This window comes from Cognatilysobacter bugurensis (assembly GCF_014652095.1).
Classification (GTDB): Bacteria; Pseudomonadota; Gammaproteobacteria; order Xanthomonadales; family Xanthomonadaceae; genus Cognatilysobacter; species Cognatilysobacter bugurensis.
This window is the reverse complement of sequence record NZ_BMYD01000006.1, coordinates 98010-115906: the sequence shown is the minus strand read 5'-3', so window position 1 is coordinate 115906 and position 17897 is coordinate 98010. Positions and strand designations below refer to the sequence as shown.

Annotated in this window: 16 protein-coding genes; all 16 read right to left on the bottom strand. The window is 68.8% G+C overall.

What is annotated here, in order from left to right:
• Positions 1–107: flagellin N-terminal helical domain-containing protein (locus IE075_RS14600; RefSeq protein ID WP_484484284.1), on the bottom strand; the 107-nt coding region annotated here is incomplete at its 3' end.
• 419 nt (positions 108–526) lie between these two features.
• A complete protein-coding gene (locus IE075_RS14595) occupies positions 527–1291 on the bottom strand; it encodes a flagellar brake protein (RefSeq protein ID WP_189457831.1) in 765 nt (254 codons plus the stop codon).
• Positions 1292–1463: 172 nt separating this feature from the next.
• Positions 1464–2483 carry a low-specificity L-threonine aldolase gene (gene ltaE, locus IE075_RS14590; RefSeq protein WP_189457830.1) on the bottom strand — a complete coding sequence of 340 codons (1020 nt, stop codon included), beginning with the start codon at positions 2481–2483 and terminating at the stop codon, positions 1464–1466.
• Between the two features lie 119 nt (positions 2484–2602).
• Positions 2603–5581, bottom strand: a complete 2979-nt coding sequence (locus IE075_RS14585) for a bifunctional diguanylate cyclase/phosphodiesterase (RefSeq protein ID WP_189457829.1) — start codon at positions 5579–5581, stop codon at positions 2603–2605.
• 256 nt (positions 5582–5837) lie between these two features.
• Positions 5838–7040, bottom strand: a complete 1203-nt coding sequence (gene flgL / locus IE075_RS14580; protein ID WP_189457828.1) for a flagellar hook-associated protein FlgL — start codon at positions 7038–7040, stop codon at positions 5838–5840.
• Positions 7037–8917: a flagellar hook-associated protein FlgK gene (gene flgK / locus IE075_RS14575; protein WP_189457827.1), complete on the bottom strand. Its 1881-nt coding sequence runs from the start codon at positions 8915–8917 to the stop codon at positions 7037–7039. The genes flgL and flgK overlap by 4 nt, the downstream gene beginning before the upstream one ends.
• A gap of 3 nt (positions 8918–8920) precedes the next feature.
• Positions 8921–9943, bottom strand: a complete 1023-nt coding sequence (flgJ, locus tag IE075_RS14570; protein WP_189457826.1) for a flagellar assembly peptidoglycan hydrolase FlgJ — start codon at positions 9941–9943, stop codon at positions 8921–8923.
• Positions 9944–10181: 238 nt separating this feature from the next.
• Positions 10182–11279, bottom strand: coding sequence for a flagellar basal body P-ring protein FlgI (locus IE075_RS14565; protein ID WP_189457825.1), 1098 nt, complete (start codon positions 11277–11279; stop codon positions 10182–10184).
• A gap of 9 nt (positions 11280–11288) precedes the next feature.
• Positions 11289–12056: a flagellar basal body L-ring protein FlgH gene (gene flgH / locus IE075_RS14560; RefSeq protein ID WP_189457824.1), complete on the bottom strand. Its 768-nt coding sequence runs from the start codon at positions 12054–12056 to the stop codon at positions 11289–11291.
• An 8-nt stretch (positions 12057–12064) separates the two neighbouring features.
• Complete coding sequence (flgG, locus tag IE075_RS14555) at positions 12065–12850, bottom strand: flagellar basal-body rod protein FlgG (RefSeq protein WP_189457823.1); 786 nt, start codon at positions 12848–12850, stop codon at positions 12065–12067.
• 47 nt (positions 12851–12897) lie between these two features.
• Positions 12898–13644 (bottom strand): flagellar basal body rod protein FlgF, encoded by a 747-nt coding sequence (locus IE075_RS14550; RefSeq protein ID WP_189457822.1) that lies wholly within the window; start codon positions 13642–13644, stop codon positions 12898–12900.
• 171 nt (positions 13645–13815) lie between these two features.
• Positions 13816–15036 carry a flagellar hook protein FlgE gene (gene flgE, locus IE075_RS14545; RefSeq protein ID WP_189457821.1) on the bottom strand — a complete coding sequence of 407 codons (1221 nt, stop codon included), beginning with the start codon at positions 15034–15036 and terminating at the stop codon, positions 13816–13818.
• Positions 15037–15068: 32 nt separating this feature from the next.
• Positions 15069–15731, bottom strand: a complete 663-nt coding sequence (locus IE075_RS14540) for a flagellar hook assembly protein FlgD (protein WP_189457820.1) — start codon at positions 15729–15731, stop codon at positions 15069–15071.
• 40 nt (positions 15732–15771) lie between these two features.
• Positions 15772–16179: a flagellar basal body rod protein FlgC gene (gene flgC, locus IE075_RS14535; protein ID WP_189457819.1), complete on the bottom strand. Its 408-nt coding sequence runs from the start codon at positions 16177–16179 to the stop codon at positions 15772–15774.
• Between the two features lie 8 nt (positions 16180–16187).
• Positions 16188–16571 carry a flagellar basal body rod protein FlgB gene (gene flgB, locus IE075_RS14530; RefSeq protein ID WP_189457818.1) on the bottom strand — a complete coding sequence of 128 codons (384 nt, stop codon included), beginning with the start codon at positions 16569–16571 and terminating at the stop codon, positions 16188–16190.
• A gap of 245 nt (positions 16572–16816) precedes the next feature.
• Positions 16817–17737 carry a chemotaxis protein gene (locus tag IE075_RS14525; RefSeq protein WP_189457817.1) on the bottom strand — a complete coding sequence of 307 codons (921 nt, stop codon included), beginning with the start codon at positions 17735–17737 and terminating at the stop codon, positions 16817–16819.
• Between the last annotated feature and the right edge of the window lie 160 nt (positions 17738–17897).

The window sequence follows — 17897 nt, the reverse complement described above, 5'->3', positions numbered from 1 at the left end:
CGCAGGCCCGACGACAGGCGCTGGATGGTGGTGGCGAGGCTGGAGCTGTTCGTCTGCAGGTTGCGCTGCGAGTTCAGCGACATCACGTTGGTATTGATAACGGACATTTGTGCGGTCTCCTGGAAGGTGAGGTCCGGCGGCGGCGCGGGCCGGTGCCGGAATTCGCAGGGTGTTGGCTGGTTGGTGCCGCGCCGCTGCTGAGATAAGTAACGGCAACGCCTTGTCAAGCTTTAGGGGGTTTTTTGCGTCGGATGCAAATTCGATCCCAACCGCAATCACTGCATGCAGCGCGCGCGGTCGGCAGTGCATCGCCGAACTTGAGGGCTGCGACTGACGCTTGAGAAACGATGCAGGGCACGTCTTGGTGCACCCGGCGCAGCGCGTGCGATGCGCGGCATGCGACTTGCGGTCTGGAACGTGCGATACGCGATGTCTGAGCCGCGATCGAGATGCGAGGCAGCGCACCCGGGGGGGCGGGCGCTGCGAACGCTTTGGGCTGCAGGGTGCAACCCGGAGCGGGAGTCGATCAGGCGCCGAGTTCGCGCCGTCGAATGGAGTGCAGGCGGTCGAGGTGCATCACATAGCGCACCAGGCGCGCCTGGTCCTGCGCGCTGAGCTGGACGAACGCGCAGCCGGCACGTACCACCGTGCGCCCGTTTTGATCGAATTTCGCGACGTGCTGCACGCGCAGGCGCACCGTGAGCGGGCCATCCTCCGGCAGGTCGAGCACGACGTGTTCGAGCTCGTCGCCGACGGCCGGCTGCAGGGCCGTGTCGTCGCTGGTCAGCACCGCAAGGCCACCGCCGCCGATGTCGGCGATGCGTGCGGTGATCGTGCGGTCGCCGCCGGCGGCAGCGGGCACGCTGAGCTTGCAATCAAGCGAGCTCAGCGGTTCGCGGCGCACGTAATCGCGCCGCTGGAGATGGATGAGCTTTGCGGGCAGGTCGACCTCGAGTGCCGGCAAGCCTTCGTAAGTGCCCAGCCGCGCCGGGCCGGTGGTGAAACGCACGCCGATGAGTTCGATCGCGCTTTCAAAGCGCAATTTTTCCGCGCTTTGCAGCCGCGGAGTCAGCTCGGCGTTGCGCGGCACGTCGATCCAGAAGCTGCGTTCGCCGAGTGCCAGCGCGGCCGTGGTCACGTCCTCCTGGCCCGGTGCGCGCACCATCACCGTGCAGCGCTTGTCGATCAGCTGCCGCAGGCGTGCGCGGATCTCGGCCGGATGATGAAGCATGTACTTCTCGTACATGCTTTCGAATTCATCGCGGCTGGAAGACGGAGCCGTATCGGTCATGGGCGTCGATGGTCTTGAGTCGAGGCGGGTGTGGCGCGCTGCACGCGCCGCAATGGACTGTACATCCGGTTTATCCGGCTGCGTATTGGGTAACGGCCGCGCGTCGTCTCGATACAGGGTGACGCAGCCGTCCTGTGATCGAAGTCGCGCTGCGGCGGGTCTGCGCCTGCACTCATGCTGCCCGCGATGAAAACTGCTGGAATGCGGTGACCGTTCGCTCGACGCCTTCGTCGTCCACGTCCAGGTGCGTGACGAGTCGGACCAGTGGCGTGTAACCGATCGACAGCCGGATGCCGGCCGCGTCCATCTGCTGCTTCAACGCCGGCAGCCGTTCGACCGGTACGTCGATGAACACCATGTTGGTGTGCTGCGCGGTCACCGTGATGCCCGCATCGCGCAGACCGTTAGCGAGCCGCGCGGCGCGGGCGTGGTCATCGGCGAGGCGCGCGACATGATGGTCGAGCGCGTGCAGGGCGCCGGCGGCGAGGATGCCCGCCTGCCGCATGCCGCCGCCGCACACCTTGCGCCAGCGCGCCGCCGTCTCGATCAACGCCTGAGTCCCGAGCAACACCGAGCCAACAGGGGCACCGAGGCCCTTGGACAGGCACACCGACACGCTGTCGAAATGTTGTGCAATCTCACGCACCGGCACGCCGCAGGCCACCGCGGCGTTGTAGACGCGCGCGCCATCGAGGTGCAGCGAAAGCCCGCGCCGGTCGCACAGCGCCCGCGCCTGAGCAAAGTACTCAAGCGGCAGCGGCCGGCCGTGCCAGGTGTTTTCCAGGCACAGCAGCCGCGAACGCGCGAAGTGCGCGTCCACCGGCTTGATCGCGCGCTCGATGTCGTCGAGCGGCAGCGTGCCGTCCGCGGCATGCATGATGGGTTGCGGCTGGATCGAACCGAGCACGGCCGCACCGCCGCCTTCGTACTTGTAGGCATGGGCGTCCATGCCGACGAGGTATTCATCCCCTCGCGCACAGTGCGAGATCAGCGCGAGCAGATTCGACTGCGTGCCACTGGGCACGAACAGCCCGGCCTCGAAGCCGAGCTCATCCGCAAGCCGCTGCTGCAGCGCATTGACGGTCGGGTCCTCGCCGTAGACGTCGTCGCCGACCGGTGCGCGCAGCATCGCGTCGCGCATCGCCGGCGTCGGCTGGGTGACGGTATCGCTGCGCAGGTCAATGACATTCATCGAGGGATGGGCTCGTGGATGGGGACGTCGATGCTAACGCTCCGCATGTGCCCGGCCAGCCGCGCGGCAGCCGTGGGCAGGCAATCCGCGGGATCATGCAAACCGCCTCGTGCAGCGGTTCAATGCAGCGCCGCGGGCGGGTCCAAGCGGCGGCTCGAGCGCATCAATGCTTCCACGCGGCTTGGTGGCAATGGCGGGCTGAACAGGAAGCCCTGGACTTCGTCGCAGGAAAGCTGCTGCAGCAGTTGCGCCTGTTCGTTCGACTCCACGCCTTCCGCCACGACCTTCAGGTGAAGCTGGTGCGCAAGCGATATCACGCTGGCGACGATCTCGCGGTCGGTCGTGTTGCGCGTCATGCCTGCGACGAACGAGCGATCGATTTTCAGCGTGTCCAGTGGCAAACGCGCGATGTACTGCAGTGACGAGTAGCCGGTGCCGAAGTCGTCGATCGCGATCGACACGCCCATGTCGCGAATCGCATCGAGCTTGTCCGCGTTGCTCTCCACGCGCGTCATCAGCATGCTTTCGGTGATCTCGAGTTCAAGGCCGCGCTCGGCATGGTCGGCGCCGCCGACCGCGCTGCGCACCGAGCGCGTGAACGAGTCCTGGCGCAACTGCAGCGCCGACACGTTGACGGCGATGCGCGGCGGCGAGAGGCCGGCCTCTCGCCAGCGGCGGTAATCGCGCAGTGCCTCGTTCATCACCCACTCGCCAACCGGCAGGATCAGGCCGGTTTCCTCGAGAAGCGGCACGAAGCGGGCGGGCAGGATCAGGCCTTCTTCGTCGGGGTCCTTCCAGCGGATCAGCGCCTCCAGGCCGCACAGCGCGCCGCTGTGCGCGTCGAACTTGGGCTGGTAGTGCAGCGCGAACTGCCCGCGCTCGAGCGCGCTGCGCAGCTTGTTCTCGATCAGCAGCGTCTCGGCAACGCGCGCATTCATCGCCGGTGCGTAGAACACCATGCGTTCGCGCATGTGCTTGGCGCGTGCGAGCGCGGCCTCGGCGTTGCGCACCAGCGTCTCGGTGTCGCGCCCGTCATCGGGGTACAGCGACACGCCCGCACGCACCGAGATGTGCAGCGCCTGGCCATCGACGTTCATCGGCGCGTCGCTGCAGGCCTGCAGCGCTTTGTGCACCGCCGAGGCGATCTCCGCTTCGGAGCCGGCCTCGTCGATGAGGAACATGAAGTGGTCGCGCTCGGGGCGTGAGAGCACCGCGTCGCGGCCCAGTGCGGTCGTCAGCCGTTGCGCGATCAGGCGGATCACCGTGTCGCCCGCTTCGCGGCCCGCGGTCGCGTTGATCTGGCGAAACCGCTCGATGTCGATCTTCGCCACCGCGCAGCGCAGGTCACTCTCGGCGGCGCGGCGCAGGCGCTGCGCGGTGCGGTCGATGAACAGTGTGTGGTTCGGCAGGCCGGTCAGTGCATCGTGCAGCGCAAGGTAGTTCACACGCTCGACCGCGGCGAGGTGGTCGAGCGCGTGTGACAGGTCGGCGGCGAGGTGCTCGAGCGTGCGGGTTTCTTCAGCGGTGAAAAAACCGACGGGACGCGCGAGCAGGGTGAGCGTGGCCAGCGGCTCGTTGCGGCGCAGCAGCGGCAGCGTGATCTTGGAGCGGTAGCCGAGCGCGACGGCACACTGGCGTCGCGGGCTGCGGTCGGTGCGCGTGGCCAGGTCGTTGCTGACGACCGTCTGGCCCGAGACGAACGTCTCCACCGCCATGCCGCTGCCGTCGTCGTTGAGCGTGGCGGGCTGAGAAAGCAGCTGGCCCACGTCCTTGCCGGCCGACGCCACCGTGCTCAGTGTGCCGGTCGCCGGATCGAACATGTCGATCCAAGCGGCGCCCAGGCGTCCATGTCGTACCGCTGCGTCGCAGGTGCCTTCGAACAACTCGCTGCGCGTGGTGGCGCGCACGATCAGCGAGCTGATACCGGCCTGCAGCCGCCGCGTGCGCTCCAGGCGCGCGATCAATGTCTGGTGCTCGGCGCGGCGCTGCAGTTCGCGCCACAGGCGCACGCCGAGCAGCGTCAACAGCACGAGCAGCAGCAGTGAGCCGGCGATGTAGGTCGCCGCCGTCTGCCGCCAAGGGGCCAACACCTCGTTGACGCCGACACCGGCGAGCACGACCAGCGGCCGACCCGGCAGGCGACGGTAGCTGATGATGCGGTCGACGCCGTCGAACGGGTGCGCGGTGCGATAGCTGCCGGTGTCGGCGCGGCGCGTAAGCGCGATGAAGCGTGGCGTGGGTTCTATCGGCCGACCGATCATTGTCGACGGCAGCGCGGCCTGCTGCATGACCACGCCGTCCGTGCTCATGAGCACCGCCACGCCCTCGCGCCCGAGGTCGAGCGCGCTGGTCTGGCGGGCGATGTAGCCCGGTCGCAACGCGGCGACGACCATGCCTGCAAAGCGCCCGTCCGGCCGCTTCATGCGGCGACTGACCGGGATGAACCAGCGACCGGGTCCATCCGGCATCGGCCGTCCGAACGCGAGTGCGTCGGTGTTGCGCTGCTGGTGCAGCTGCAGGTGGCCCGCGATGGCGGCCTCGGCGCGACGCGGCATGTCGCGGCTGCGATGGACGATGCGGCCGCCGGCGTCGACCACCCACATTGCCTGCACGGCTGGCAGGTGCCTTGCCATGCCTGTGAGCATTTCCTCGGCGACGGTGGCATCGGCCGTGCCGGGGAGGGCCTGCGCAGGCGCGCTGCGCGCCACGATCGACATCGAGAAATCGATGTCATCGATCAGGCCGGACAGCTGCTGCTGTACGGCGAGCGCGAGGTTGGCGGTGTCGTCGCGCGCTTCATCGAGCAGCGTCTCGTGCGTGTTGCGCAGCGAGAAGAACAGGTTTGCGACGACGCCGCCGACGAACAGCACGACAACCGCGAGGATCAACAGCCGCAGGCTGCGGTCGCCACGGGCGATGCGATTGCGCACGCGCGGGCGCCGATGGGCGTATTCGAACCCGGCAATCAGCACCGTGGCGCTGGCAGCGGCCGCGATCCATCCGTAGAGATCCCCGCGCATGCCCGGCAGCGATGCGTTCGACGCGGCAGCAATCGGCGATACCAGCGCACAGGCAAGTGCTGCGGTGATCCGTCGCATTGGCCGAGGGTTGCGCACGCGCGCCCCCGCGGTGGGGTAATCCATAGACTGCGGCCATGCCGACGCCGTAACAGGCTCGACTTCCTGGGCGGCATGTCAGCAAGTGGCGATGCAAAAGCGGGTGAACACGAGCCGCGCGATCGATTGCGATTCGTGCGCGGTTACCGGGCTTTTGCGGCTGTTCGTGGCCGCCGAGGGCGGCCACTGCGTGCTATGGCGGGCTGTACGCAGCCGCATGGTGCGGCGTGCGCGGCGATCAGCCCAGGCGGTCGAACAGCGACAGTTGCTGCACGCGCAGCATGGTCCGCTGCGCGGCTTCGATCGCGGTCAGCTGCAGGCTGAGTCGGCTCGTGGCTTCGGCGTAGTTGACGTCGCGCAGATCGGACAGGTTGGTGCGGAGCGATTCGTTCTGCGCTTCGCGCTGATGTCCGGCCTCGTCGATCGCGCCGAGGCGGGCACCCGTGCCGGCACGCAGGCCGAGCACGTGGTTCTGTGCCGTACTGATATCGCCGAGTGCGCCGCCGATCAGGTTGTTCTGGCGTGCACGCTCGGCATCGGAGGCAACCGGCATGTCGAGCGCATCGGCCAGTTGCTCCAACGTCGCAAATACGTCGCGCGTCGGTGCCGGTTCGACCGTGAACGAATCGCCGACGGCGGGCGTGCCGTTCAAACGCGTCTGCACGCCGCCGAATGTGATCGACTCGCCGCTGGTGTATGCGCCGGTGCTCAGCACCGCGCCGCCGGAGTCGACGATGCGGTATGCGTCGGGTGCGGTGAATTCGATGCGCATCGGCGCACCGGCCCAGGTGCCGAAGTTGACCACCTGCGCGCCCTGCATCAGCACGTTGCCGGCGTTCGTCGATGCGGGGGTGCCGCGCACCGTGCCGTCGCCGGTGCGCACGCGCATGAACACGTCGCTGCCGGGCTCGGCATCGGCGAGCGCGAGATCGGGGCCGACGTCGAGCATGTTGCGGCCATCGTCGCCGGCGTAGCTGACGGTGCCGCCCGATTCGACGAACGGGCGTACGCCATCGACGCGGCCGGCAAACAGCGCACGGCCGGTGCCGTCGTCGCGGTTGGAGACCGACAACAGCTCACTGCGCAGGTGGCGGATTTCGAGTGCGACCATGCGCCGGTCGGCTGACGACAACGACGCGTTGTTCGCCTGCACCGCGAGATCGCGCGCGCGGCCGAGCAGGTCGCCGGAATCGCTGAGTGCGGACTCCTGTTGCTCGAGCCGACTCTGCAGCAGGCTGGCGTTGCGCTCGAAGCCGTCGAGCATTGCGACCGCATGGTCGATGCGCTGGGCCTGCGCGGCGCCGCTGGGGTCCTGCGCGGCGCGCGTGAGCTTGTTGCCCGTGACCATTTCCTGCTGGGTGCGGGCGACGTCGGACTGCCGCTTCAGCAGCCCTTGCAGCCCCTGCGAATGCAGGGCGGCGGTGGAGATTCTCAGGGTCATCGGCGGATCGCTCCGATCAGGGTCTGGAACAGGGTGTCGGCGGTCGCGATGACCTGCGCGGCGGCCTGGTAGGCCTGCTGATAGCGCAGCAGGTTGGCGGCTTCTTCATCGAGGTTTACGCCCGACACAGATTCGCGTTCGGCGACGACCTGGTTGTGGATCGCCTGCTGCGCTTCGACCGACAGCTCGGCGTGGCGGGCCTGGCTGCCGGCGCGTGCCGTCAGCTGGCCCAGGCCTTCGACGACGTTGGTGTTGCCGCCGTCGAGCATGCGGCGCTGGTCGAGCGCGGCCATGGCGCGCGCATTGCCGTTGTCGGCCGAGCGCGGCGGCGTGGGCGAGAGCGTGAACGTGTCCCCGGCCGCCGGCGCGCCTTCGAGCGCCAGGGACCAGCCGCCGTTCGCGATCGGCGAACCGGACGAGTAGGGGAACGGGCCGGCACCGTCGACCGTGTATTGGGTCGCATCGATGAATTCGACCGTCGCGCCCGAGAAGCCGGCGAACGCAGCCGGATCGGTGACCTGCGTGCTGAGCACGCGCGCCGTGCCGAGGTTGGTGGTGTCGGCACGGCCCTGTACGGGCGATGCGGCGGCGACGCCGCCCGGGTCACGCATCACGAGCTGCATGCCGCTGGCCGCGCCCGAGGTGGGGTTCAGCGCAAAGCGGTCACCCGCGCTTGCCGTGCCCGACACCGTGAGGCTGAGGCCGGACACGCGGAACGGGTTGGCCGACGTGCCGGCGCCGGCCATCGCGACCGCCGCGCCGGTGTCGGCGCGGTTCGCGCTCCAGGTGCCGCCGTCGAAGCGCAGCACGAGATCCGGAGACTGCAGCGCGCCGACATCGGCGACGGCGGCGGTGAACGTCGCAGTGCCGGTGTTGGCCGAGTGCGGCTCGGCGGTCGGGGTGCGCAGCGAGAACATGTTCGCGCCCGGGTTGCCGGCCGAGTCGATGCCTGCGCTGTGGACCTGGTTGAACGTGGTCGCGAACGCGGTCGCCAGGCGGCCGAGTTCGGCGCGCGCCGGGTCCAGCACGCGGTCGCGGAATTCGAGCAGGCCGCCGATCTCGCCGGAGACGCTGCCGGCCGGCAACTGCACCGTGCCGTTCGGGCCGGCGAGTGCGAACTGCAGGCGATCGGGGCGGTACGGGTCGGGCACCGTCGCGAGCGACGACACCTTGGTGCCGAGCACGACCGGCTGGCCGCCCCCGGTGAATACGTTGAGCGAGCCATCGTCCTGTGGCACCGTCTCGGCGCCGACGAGGCGGGCGAGCTGATCGATGCGCAGCGCACGGGCGTCGAGCAGGTCGGGCGCGGCGTTGCCACCGACCGCGACGATGTCGAGGTTGTATTTCGCGATCTCGCCGCTGAGGCGGTTGACCTCGGCGACCTGGGTCATCATGCGCTGGTTGGTTTCGCTGCCCATCTGCGAGAGCTGCGAATCGAGCGAGCGCCAGCGGCCGGCAAGCTGGTCGGCGGTGTCGAGCATCGCCGTGCGCGCGACCGTCGAGGTCGGCTCGGACGACACGCCCTGCGCGGCCGAGAAGAACGCCGACCACGGCTGCGAGAGGCTGGTCGCGGGGTCGGTCAGCAGCGCGTCCACGCGGCCGGCAAGCGACGAGACCTGCTGCAGCCGGCCCATTTCGCCGCTGCTGTCGATCTGGCGCGCGAACACCAGTCCGTCCGCGAGGCGCTGCAGCTTGGCGACTTCGACGCCGGAGCCGATCTGCAGGCCCACGACCGACGTGCCGGGCCGCGAAGCGAGTTCGACGCTCTGGCGGCTGTAGCCGGGCGTTGCCGCGTTTGCGACGTTGTGGCCGACGGTGCTGAGTGCGCGCTGGAACGCGAGCAGGGCAGAAGTACCGGTGGAAAGCACGCTGCTCATCATTTATCCCTTGGGTGTGACGCCGGGCAGGCCGGCCAACGCGCGATTGAGGGTGGCGCCGTTTGCGATCGCGCTGATCTTGGCGGCGTACGACGGGTCGGTCGCATAGCCGGCTTTTTGCAGCGCGCTTGCGAAGCCGTGGACGTCGTCGCCGGTGCCGCGGGCCGCCGCATACCGGCTGCCGCTGATCAGGCGCGCGTAATCGTTGAAGCTCTCGCCGGCCGAGCCGTACGCGCGGAATGCATCACGCACGTTCTTGCGCACGCCGTTGACGAACTCGTGCGTGCCCGAGACGACCTTCTCTCCGAGCCAGCGACCCGTCGCCTTGATGCCGAACAGGTTGTGCGACGTCGCCTGGCCGTTGCCGCCCGCCAGACGCCGGCCCCAGCCGGTCTCGAGCGCAGCCTGGGCGACCAGCGCCTTGGCCGGCACCTTGAGTTCGGCAGCGACCTTCTGCGCATGCGGCCAGATCGAGCGCACGAACGCTTCGGGGCTGCTGCAGTCGAGCGGGGCAGTGGGGTCACAGCCGACTTCGCCCGGGGCCGCGGCCTTCGGCATTGCGGGCAGCGGCGGCGCAGCCACCGGCGCCGAGGCCCGGATCGATACACCGCTGGTGGCGGGCGCGAGCGACATGGCGCCGTTGCCCGGCATTGCGAGGTTCAAGCCACCGGAGCTCGGCATCGCCATCGACATCGCCATTGGCGAGGCCGGCAGCCGCAGCGGCATCGGGCCGGTCGGCAGTGCCGCCGGGGCCGGTGCGGTGCTGCGTTCGAGCTGGCGCATGATCACCGGCGCCAGGCCCAGGCCACGGCCCTTGGTCAGCTCCTTGGAGAGCTGCTGGTCGTACATCTCGCGGTATGTGGTGTTGTTGCCGCCCAGCGGATCGCCGCCGGTGGTCGAGCGCATGGACTTGATCAGCATGTGCGCGAACTGGGTTTCCAGCCCACGCGCGGCCTCTTCCATCCGGGCGCGCGGCGTCTCGGTCGACGGGGTCAGCGGCAGTGGGGTGACGGATCGCAGGTGCATGTCAGCTCCGGTGCAAGTCACGTGCCGCAAGCGTGGGCACCACCGCGACGGCTTGCCGGCACGGCCGCAGATGCGGCGCGCCGGCCGGCAGAAGGGCATCGGCCCGTGCAGCACGCGCACGCCGCTGCCGACCTGCGGCCCTCGGTGATGGCGTGATGCTCGGGACGACGGAGACTTGCATGAGGGGTTTATCGGCAGCGAGCGCGCGAACTGCAGTGAGCCGGGCGCGGAGTGGGAGTCAGATCACTTCCAGTTCGGCGCGCAGCGCGCCTGCGCGCTTGAGTGCCTCGAGGATGGCCACGATGTCGCCCGGCGCCGCGCCGACCGCGTTGACCGCGCGCACGATCGCCTCCAGCGAGGTGCCGCCTTTGAACATGAACATGCGGCTGCCGTCGGCGTTCGCGGTGACGGTCGACTGCGGCGTCACCACCGTGGCGCCACCCGTCAGCGGATTGGGCTGGTCGACGTTGAACGTCTCGCTGACCGTGACGGTGAGCGAGCCGTGGGCGACCGCCGCCGGCATGACCGTGACGCTGCCGCCCATGACCACCGTGCCGGTGCGCGAGTTGACGATGACCTTCGCCGCGGACGCGCCCGGGCTGATGTCGAGAGATTCGAGCTTGGACAGGAACGCGATGCGATCGCCCGCGGGAGGCGTGATCTCGATCGTGACGCCGTCCAGCGCCTTCGCGTGGCCGGCGCCGAATGCCGCGTCCACCGCTGACACGATGCGCGCGGCAGTGGTGAAATCGTTCTGGTGCAGGTTCAGCGTGACGCTGCCGCCGGGCGCGGCGCCGGGCACCGCGCGCTCGACGATTGCGCCGCTCGGAATGCGGCCGCCGTTCGGTGCGTTGACCGAAATGCGCGAGCCGTCGCGGCCTTGGGCGCCGAAACCGCTGACGACCAGGCTGCCCTGCGCGATCGCGTAGACCTGGCCGTCGGCGCCCTTGAGCGGCGCCATCAGCAGGCTGCCACCGCGCAGGCTGCCTGCGTTGCCGATCGAGGAAACCGTCACGTCGATGGTCTGGCCCGGCTTCGCGAACGCCGGCAGTTCGGCGTGGATCGCCACCGCCGCGACGTTCTTGAGCTGCGGGTTCACGCCCGGCGGAATCGTGACGCCGAGCTGTTCGAGCATCGCCTTCATGCTCTGCACGGTGAACGGTGTCTGGCTGGTGCGGTCACCCGAACCGTCCAGACCCACCACGAGGCCGTAGCCGACGAGCGGGTTGCCGCGCACACCGGCGACCTGCGCGAGGTCCTTGATGCGCTCGGCCGAAGCCGGCAGCGCAGTAAATGCCAGCGCGAACGCGGCGAGCACGACGGAAAAACGGCGCATGGCGAAGCCTCAGTACGGGAACAGCGCGGAATTGAAGAAGCGGCCCAGCCAGCCCATCGCGTTCGAGCGCGCGAGCGTGCCCTTGCCGCCATAGACGATGCGCGCATCGCCAATGCGGTTGGACGCGATGCGGTTGTCCGGGCCGATGTCGGCCGGGCGCACCACGCCCTGCACCTGCACCAGCTCGTCGCCCTGGTTCAGGCGCATCATCTTTTCGCCGCGCACGAGCAGGTTGCCGTTTGGCAGCTGCTGCACGACGGTCACGGTGATGTCGCCGGCCAGCTCGTTGCTCTGCGTCGACACGCCACCGCCCGCGAACTCGCGGCTGCCTTCGACTTCGGCCTGCAGGATGTTGCGGCCCTTGTAGGTGACCGACGAGCCGGCGATGTTCGGCACCCCCATGCCCACGCCCGCGTCCTTGGTGACCGCCGTGTTGGCCCGGGTGCGCGACTCGGTGCTTTCCACCAGCACGATCGTCAGCAGGTCGCCGACGTCGCGCGCCTTGTTGTCTTCGAACAGGCGCAGGCGCGGTCCCTGCGAGGCGGCGTAGATCGAGCCGGTCGACGTGGCACCGGCGTTCGCGCCGGCATAGATCGAGCCGCCCGCGGCCGCTTGCTGCGCAGCGACGGCGGCGTGCGTGCCGGGCGCATTCGGCACCGGCGCGAACGGTTTGACGTCGCCCTGCAGCGCACCGACGGTCGCGCAGCCGGGCAGGGCGGCCAGCGCCACCGCCAAGACCAGCGCGTGACGGGCGAACTGCAGCGGGACACGGCTCATTGCGGCGATCACAGGTTGTTGTTGAGGTAGGCGAGCATCTGGTCCGTGGTCGAGATCGCCTTCGCGTTGGTCTCGTACGCACGCTGCGTTTCGATCATCGACACCAGCTCTTCGACCACGTTGACGTTCGAGCCTTCGAGCGAGCCCTGGATCAGCAGGCCTGCGCCGCCCTGGCCCGGTGCACCGCTCTGTGCGGGGCCGCTGGCGCCGGTTTCGACGTAGAGGTTCTCGCCCTTGGCCTGCAGGCCGGCGGGATTGACGAAGTCAGCGAGCGTCAGCGCGCCGACCTGGACCGGCTCGGGCTGTCCGGAGACCTGCACGCTGACCGTGCCGTCGGCGCCGACCGTCACGCTCTGCGCGCCCTCGGGGATCTGCAGGCCGGGCTGCACGGCGTAGCCCTGGTTCGTGACCAGTTCGCCCTGCGCATTGATCTGGAAGCTGCCGTCGCGCGTGTACGCGGTGCTGCCGTCGGGCATCATCACTTCGAAGAAGCCGCGGCCGTTGATCGCGACGTCGAGCGCGTTGCCGGTCTGCGCCAGGTTGCCCTGCGCAAAGCTCTTGGCGGTCGCCGACACGCGCACGCCGGTGCCGACCTGCAGGCCGGTCGGCAGCTGGGTCTGCTCGCTGGTCGCGCCGCCGGGCTGGCGCACGGTCTGGTACAGCAGGTCCTCGAAGCTCGCGCGGTCGCGCTTGAAGCCTGCGGTATTGACGTTGGCGAGGTTATTGGACGTAACCGCCATGCGCGTCTGTTGCGCATCGAGGCCGGTTTTGGCAATCCACAGAGCCTGGGTCATGGCGGTGATCCTGTTTCAGTCATGTGCGGTGGGCGAGCGCCGGAAAATCAGCGCGAGGACAGCAGCGAGTTCGCCGAACGGGCGTTCTCGTCGGAGGTCTGCAAGACGCGTACCTGCATTTCGAAATGGCGCGAGAGCTCGATCATCGACACGAGCGCCGTAGTCGCCTCGACGTTGCTGCCTTCGAGTGCGCCGGGGGTCATCGACGCGCCGGTCGCGAGTGCCGGCTGCACGTCCGGAGCGGGGCGGAACAGGCCGTCGTCGCCGCGCACCAGCTGCGACTGCGTCGCCTGGAAGACGCCGATCGTGCCGGCGGTCGCGATCGTCGCGGCGGGCTGGCCCTGCGGCACGACCGAGATCGTGCCGTCGCTGGCAATGCTCATCGAATCGTTCGGCGGAATCGCCACCGGCGCGCCGTCGGGGCCGAGCACCGGCAGGCCGCTGCGCGTAGTCAGCAGGCCGTTCGGCGTCACCTGCAGGTTGCCGGCGCGGGTGTAGGCGGTCGTGCCATCGGTGGCTTGCACGGCCAGCCAGCGGTCGGCATGCAGCGCGACATCGAGCGGGTTACCCGTGGTCATGATGTGGCCGCGGGCGCCGCTGACGCCGAGGTTCTGGAAACCGGCGTTGACGCGCGTGCGGTGGCCTTCGCCATCGATCGGCGCGGCCACCGTGCCGCTCATCGTGGCCTGGAACCCGACGGTGTCGGTGTTGGCGAGGTTGTGCGATACCGATGCCTGTGCGCGCAGCGAGGCGCTGGCACCGGTCATCGCGACATAAAGGGCACGGTCGGTCATGCGGGTTCACGGGTTCGCCAATGGCGTTGCGCGGAGCGGTGCAAGCCGCGTGCCGCGCTTGTGTCGGCTTCCCGCCGCGGCGCCGGACCTGCGTCGCGCGCAAAAAAAAGCCGCACCGGTGAAGGCGCGGCTTTCTGTCTGCAGCCCGCGTGCGGGACGTGCAGCGCGTCGTCAGCGGATGTTGATCACGGCCTGGGTGATCTGGTCCTGCGTCGAGATCATCTGCGCGTTCGCCTGGAAGTTGCGCTGCGCGGTGATCATGTTGACCAGCTGCGCCGTCATGTCGACGTTCGACGCTTCGAGCGCACCGCCCTGCACCGATCCGAAATCGGACGCGCCGGCCGCACCGCGGCGCGGCTGGCCCGACTCGAAGCTCTCGGACCACACGTTGTCGCCCTGCGAGGTCAGGCCCTGCGGGTTGGAGAAGTTCGTCAGCGCCACCTGGCCCAGCGGCGTGGACACGCCGTTCGTGTAGCGCGCGCTGACGACGCCTTCGGCCGAGACTTCCACGCCGCTCAGGCGACCGGTGGTGTAGCCGTCCTGCGACAGCGAGGCCACGGCGAAGCGCTCGCCGTACTGAGTCGAATCACCGAGTTCCAGCGTCATGCTCATCGGCACCGAGCCATTGCCCGGATCGTACGGAGGCAGGTTCACACGGCCGCCGACCGGTGCGACCAGGGCGCCGGTGCCCGAGTACTGCAGCGTCTGCGGGCCACCAATTGCATTGCCGTCGACGTACGTGTGCATCTGCCACTCGTTCGGATTGGCAGTCTTGACGTAGTAAATCGACTGGCTGTGCGACGCGCCGAGCGAGTCGTACACGGTCAGCGAGGTCGTGTGGTTGTAGGTCGCCGGGTCGTTCGGATCGATTGGGGTGATCGTCGGCGGCGTCGCGTTCGCCGGCAGGTTGGTCAGCACGTCGACCGACGCCGTGGCCCGCGGCGGGGAGTCGTTCGTCGACAGGCGCAGGTCGGTCATGCGGCCCATCTCGAAGCCCACGCCCGACGGGGTGGGCGCGTAGACCTGAAGGCGATGCCCGGCCGGGTTGACGACGAAGCCATCACGATCCGCACCGAAATTGCCGGCGCGCGAGTACACCTGCGCGCCCTGGTTCGACAGCGTGAAAAAGCCGCGGCCAGAGAGCGCCATGTCGAGCGTCTTGCCGGTGAAGTCGATGTTGCCCTGGCCGAACTGCTGCGCCACTTTCGCAAGGCGCACGCCGGCGCCGATCGCGTTCTGCGACCCGCCGTAGGCCGAGACTGCGTACACGTCGGCGAACTCGGCGCGCGATTCCTTGAAACCGGTGGTGTTCGCGTTCGCGATGTTGTTCGAGGTGACGTTGAGGTCGGACGAGGCCGCGTTCATACCGCTGAGCGAAATACGGAAACTCATGATGGGCTCCTGGGTGTCGGGGGCGCAGCGGCTCAGCCGATGCGGCGGACCGCGGACAGCGGATGGCTGCCGAGTCCGTTAAGGTTGAGGACGAGGCCGGTCGCTTCGATCGAGACGCTGTCCACGCGCGCGGCGACGCGGACATCAAGTGCTTCGGCGTCGGCGCCGCTGCCCGCGGCAGCGCGCACGGTGTAGCGGCCCGCGGGGGCGGCGTTGCCGTTCGCGGCGCGGCCATCCCAGGCAAACGGGACATTGCCGGCGCCGGTCGAATTGACGGTCATGCGCTGCACGACCTGGCCGCCCGCGTCGACGATGTCGACCTGCATCGGGCCCGCGCCCTGCGCGACGATCTCGCCACGCATGCCGGCACCGGCCTGCAGCGACACCGTCGAGGCGTCGACGAGCGCGTCGTGCCCGACTAGCGCGGCGGCGCGCAGGGTCTGGTCGGACTCCATCACGCTGGCAACCGCGCCGAGGGACTTCTGCATGTTCTCGATGCCCTGCACGGTGGAGAACTGTGCGAGCTGGCCGAGGAACTGCGAGCCTTCCAGCGGCTTGAGCGGGTCCTGGTTCTTGAGCTGTTCGGTCATCAGGCGCAGGAAGTCGGCCTGGCCCATGTCACCCGAGCGCTTCTTCTGCGGCGCGGCGAGCCCGAGCGACGTGAGTGCGTCGCTGTTGTTGGTGATCGTGGTCATGCGCACCCCGGTGCGTCAGGTGGAAAGGCGGGCACGTGCATTACTTGCCCATCATCAAAGTCGCGTTCGCCAATTCCTTGGCGGTGTTGAACACCTCGACGTTCGCCTGGTAGCTGCGCGAGGCCGAGATCATGTCGACCATCTGCGCGACAGGATCGATGTCGGGCGCGTAGACATAGCCCTGCGCATCGGCAAGCGGATGGCTGGGCTCGTAGCGCTTGATCGGCGCGGCCTCGCTCTCACGCACTTCGGTGATCTTTACGCCGTTCAGAGCCGGGTCGGCGCCGACGGCTTCGGCCGAAAACACCGGCTGCTTCGCGCGGTAGACCGCATCGGGCGCGCCGGCAATCGAATTCGCGTTCGCCAGATTGCTGGCGACGGTATTCAGGCGCACCGACTGCGCGGTCATCGCCGAGCCGGCGACGTCGAAGATGGGCAGGCTGCTCATGAGATCCCTTACTGACCGGTGATCGCGGTCAGCATCGACCGGACTTTGGATTCGACGAACGACATCGAAGCGCGGTACTCGAGCGCGGCCTTCGCGAATGCGGCGTTCTCGCGTTCGCCCTCGACGGTGTTGCCGTCGAGGCTGGGTTGCGTGGTGACGCGCGCGAACTGGGCGGCGCCGACCGCGGTGTTGATCGCGTCGCCGCCGGCCGCACCCGCGCCGGGTTGCAGCGCTGCGTTCAGCGCGGCGTTGAAATCGAGATCCTGGGCCTTGAAGCCCGGGGTGTCGGCATTGGCAAGGTTGGCCGCCAACAACTGCAGCCGCTGCTCACGCAGCGCAAGCGCAGTGCCGTGGATACCGAGAAAGTTCTTGCCTGTCAGTGAATCGCTCATCGCCCGCTCCCGCGGATGGATCTGCGGAAGACAAGGCAAGTGGCGTGCCACGAGCATCCAGTGGCGGCAACGATTCAGTCGGAGCAGGCGCGGACGGCCATGGGTGGCCCATCAAGCGTCCACCGCGCTTCGAGCTGCCCGCAGACGCGAGCAGGGCGATCAGATCGATGGCCGCCAGCAGCGGCCCTGTGCCGTGTGGCGGCCTGTCCCGGCCGCGGGCCGTCGTCGGGCGGCCCGGGTTTCGCTTACGCGAGCGCGGCGATCCGCGTTGCAATGCGGTCGGCAAGTTCCTGTTCGGAATACTTCGGCACGAAGTCGTCGGCGCCCACGCGCTCGACCATCGCCTGGTTGAACACGCCCGACAGCGACGTGTGCAGCAGCACGAACATATTGTTGAGCGCCGGGTCGCGACGGATTTCCGTCGTCAATGTGTAGCCGTCCATCGCCGGCATCTCGATGTCGGAAATCACCATCGCGTATCGATCCGACGGGCGCGTGCCCGACTGCGCGATCGCCTGCAGGTGCTCCAGTGCCTGGCGGCCGTCCGACAGCAGCGTCGCCGACAGGCCGAGCTGCTCGAGCACCCAGTGGATGCGGTTGCGCGCCACGCGCGAGTCGTCGACGACGAGCACCTCGCGCTGCACGTTCGCCGGCACCGCGAGCGGGGCGATCGTGATCCCGTCGGACTCGCGCGGGGCGGAGTCGGCGAGCACGCTTTCGACGTCGATCAGTTGGATCAGCTCGCCCTGGTAGCGGGTGACGGCGGTGAGGTAGTTCGTCTCGCTGCCGAGTTCCGGCGGCGGGTGGATGTCCTCGACCGCGATGTTGACGATGCGCTCCACACCGGACACCAGGAAGCCCTGGACCGAGCGGTTGAACTCGGTGACGACGAGGTAGCGCGGCTCGCCCGATTCGGTCTCGTGGCCGATCACACGTGCCAGGTCGAGCACCGGCACGGTACGCCCGCGCACGTCCGCGGCGCCCGCGAACGCAGCCGGCAGCTGCGGCAGGCGGAACAGCCCCGGCCGCGGCAGCACTTCCTGCACCTTGAAGACATTGACGCCAAAAAGCTGACGTGTGCCAAGGCGGAACAGCAGCAGCGCAAGCCGGTTGTGACCGGCGAGGCGGGTGCGTTGGTCGATGCGGTCCAGAAGATCTCGGCTCATGGCGGCGTTGTCGGCGGCCGCCACGCATCCTTGAGGGCCGCAGGCACGGCACGCAGGAAAGTGCGACGTCGAGCCCGCGTCGCGCGGTGCAAGCCTGTCCTTGCTCTATGGCAGCGCTGCAAGGCACGGCGCTTGCCTAGTCTTGGCATGGCACCGAACT